2 protein-coding genes are annotated in these 2,317 nt (G+C 59.6%); one reads left to right on the top strand and one right to left on the bottom strand.

Translation table 11 applies throughout. The features are described from left to right. Window positions 1-97: 97 nt before the first annotated feature. Window positions 98-1,012, bottom strand: coding sequence for a LysR family transcriptional regulator (locus tag D6877_RS28650; RefSeq protein WP_130912866.1), 915 nt, complete (start codon window positions 1,010-1,012; stop codon window positions 98-100). Between the two features lie 157 nt (window positions 1,013-1,169). On the opposite strand from D6877_RS28650, the gene D6877_RS28645 reads away from it, so the two are divergent. After that, a complete protein-coding gene (locus D6877_RS28645; protein ID WP_130912865.1) occupies window positions 1,170-2,180 on the top strand; it encodes an NAD(P)-dependent alcohol dehydrogenase in 1,011 nt (336 codons plus the stop codon). The last annotated feature ends 137 nt before the right edge of the window (window positions 2,181-2,317 follow it).

Below are 2,317 nucleotides of genomic sequence, written 5' to 3'. Positions count from 1 at the left end.
ACGGTATAACGGCTGCGCGTGAAGTCTTTGCTGCTCGCGGGATCAGTGTCAAATCCTAGGTGCAGCACGCTGCAGAAACTGCGCGATAAAGCCAGATTCAACCTTCCACCCACCCCGCATACAACTGCACAAACCGCACCTGCAGCCATTCGATAAACACCTGCACCTGCGCCGGCAAATGCGTGCGGCTCGGGTACAGCAGCGATACCGGCCGAGGCAGCGGGCGCAGCGGTTGCAGAATTTCCACCAGAGCACCGCTAGCCAAATGCTCGGCGACCGCGATGCCCGGCGCCTGGATAATGCCGAAGCCCGACACGCCACACTGCACGTAAGCGTTCGACTCGGTGACGGTAATGCCTTTGCGGCTGACATAGCTTTTCTGTTTGCCCTCAACTGAAAACTGCCAAGGCAAGGTGCGGTTGTTCTGGCCCGAGAGAAAGTTCACGCCTTGATGGTTCGTCAGGTCTGCAAGGGTTTCGGGTGTGCCGTGCTCCCGCAGGTATTCGGGCGCGGCGCAGGTGACCATGGTCGCCAGGGCGATAGGGCGGGCGATCAGCGTTGAGTCGGGCAGCTCGCCGATGCGCAGCGCGCAGTCGATGCCTTCGCCGACCAGATCAACCGCACGATCGGTGACGCCCAGCACCATGTCGATGCCGGGGTAGGTGGCGGTGAACTCGCGCAGGCTCTTGATGAATTCCAGTTGCGCGAACGCAGTGGGAATGTCGATGCGCAGGCGGCCGGACAGCGTGGCTCCGGTGCGATCGAACATCGTGGTGGCGGCGGTGATCTCGGCCAGAATTTCCTGGACCCGCTGATAGAAAAGTTCACCCTCGGCGGTGAGTGCGACTTTCCTGGTAGTGCGCTGGAAGAGGCGCACGCCCAGCGATGTTTCCAGTTCCTGAATATAGCGAGTGACCTGCGGCCGGCCGATGTCCAGCGACTCAGCGGCTTTGGTGAAACTGCCCAGCTCCGCCAGTCGGGCGAACAGGCGCATCGATTGCAGTAATTCCATGACTTTTCCGGTGAGCTTCAGTATCTGTATTTGTTGCCTGAGAATAGAACAATCATGTCTGTTTCCAAGCATTTATTGCGCTGATGTAAAAGCCAATCATGGCCCCAAGGCAACCCCCCTGAGGGTTTGCGGCCAATAATGCATTTGGAGACACATCATGAAAGCGTGGTTACTGAAAGATTTCGGGCTCGACAATCTGCAACTGGGCGAGACGCAAACCCCGCAGCCCAAGGCTGGCGAGCTGCTGGTCAAGGTCGGCGCGGTCTCGCTGAATTTTCGTGACAAGGCCATCGTTGACGGTATCTACGAGCCGCACCTGGTGCCGAAACCGCTGATTCCGGTGAGCGATGCCGCCGGTACCGTAGTTGCAATCGGCGCCGGTGTTACTCGTTTCAAGGTTGGCGACCGCGTCAATTCACATCTGTACTCGCGCTGGTTGGATGGCGAGCCGGGGCCGAACGAGCCGGATTATTGCTTCGGTTCGCCGCTGCCCGGTGGCCTCGCCGAGTACATGATCATTCACGAGGACAGCGCCGTCGGCGCGCCGGCCAACATGAGCGATGAAGAGGCGGCGACGCTGCCAATCGCCGCACTCACCGCGTGGTACGCACTGGTGGATTTCGGCGCTATTCGACCGGGCCAGACCGTGTTGGTACAGGGCACCGGCGGCGTATCGATCTTCGCCGTGCAGATCGCCACCGCGCTGGGCGCCAAAGTCATCGCAACCTCAAGCAGCGATGACAATCTGCACGCGGTAAAACGTCTGGGTGCGGTCGCCGGTATCAACTACCGCAGCACGCCGAACTGGGCGGGCGAGGTGCTGAAACTCACCGAGGGCAAGGGTGTGGATCTGCTCCTTGATGTGGCGGGAGGCAATGGCATCAATCAGTCGGTAGCAGCGACCAAGGCCTCGGGGCGGATAGCGCAGATCGGCTTTCTGACAGGGCAGACTGTCGAGCTGAACCTGATGCCGCTGATCTTCCGCCAGACCACCATTCGCGGCATCGCGGTGGCACCGCGTTCATCGTTCGACCGGATGAACGTGTTCCTCGCCGAGCACGACATTCGGCCGGTGATCGACCATGTGTATCCGTTCGAACAGGCGCGCGAGGCCTATGAGCATCTGGCGAAAGGGGCGTTTGGCAAGATTGTGATCAAGGTGAGCTGATCAGCGAAAACGTCAGACAAACCAAGGCCAGTCAGCTCAACTGACTGGCCTTTTTTTATGTCTGTCTTAACGCAAATCCTCGGGCTGCATCGTCAGAATAATCTTCCCGACATTCTGCGAAGACTCCATCCGCCGAT

The organism is Pseudomonas sp. Sample_9 (assembly GCF_004307535.1).
Taxonomy (GTDB): Bacteria; Pseudomonadota; Gammaproteobacteria; order Pseudomonadales; family Pseudomonadaceae; genus Aquipseudomonas; species Aquipseudomonas mercuritolerans.
The sequence above is the reverse complement of the archived record's forward strand: the minus strand, read 5'-3'. Positions and strand labels throughout refer to the sequence as shown.

Excerpts from the sequence above, each read along its gene's own strand:
- D6877_RS28650 (WP_130912866.1), bottom strand. The coding sequence starts at position 1,012 with ATGGAATTACTGCAATCGATGCGCCTGTTCGCCCGACTGGCGGAGCTG.
- D6877_RS28645 (WP_130912865.1), top strand. The coding sequence starts at position 1,170 with ATGAAAGCGTGGTTACTGAAAGATTTCGGGCTCGACAATCTGCAACTG.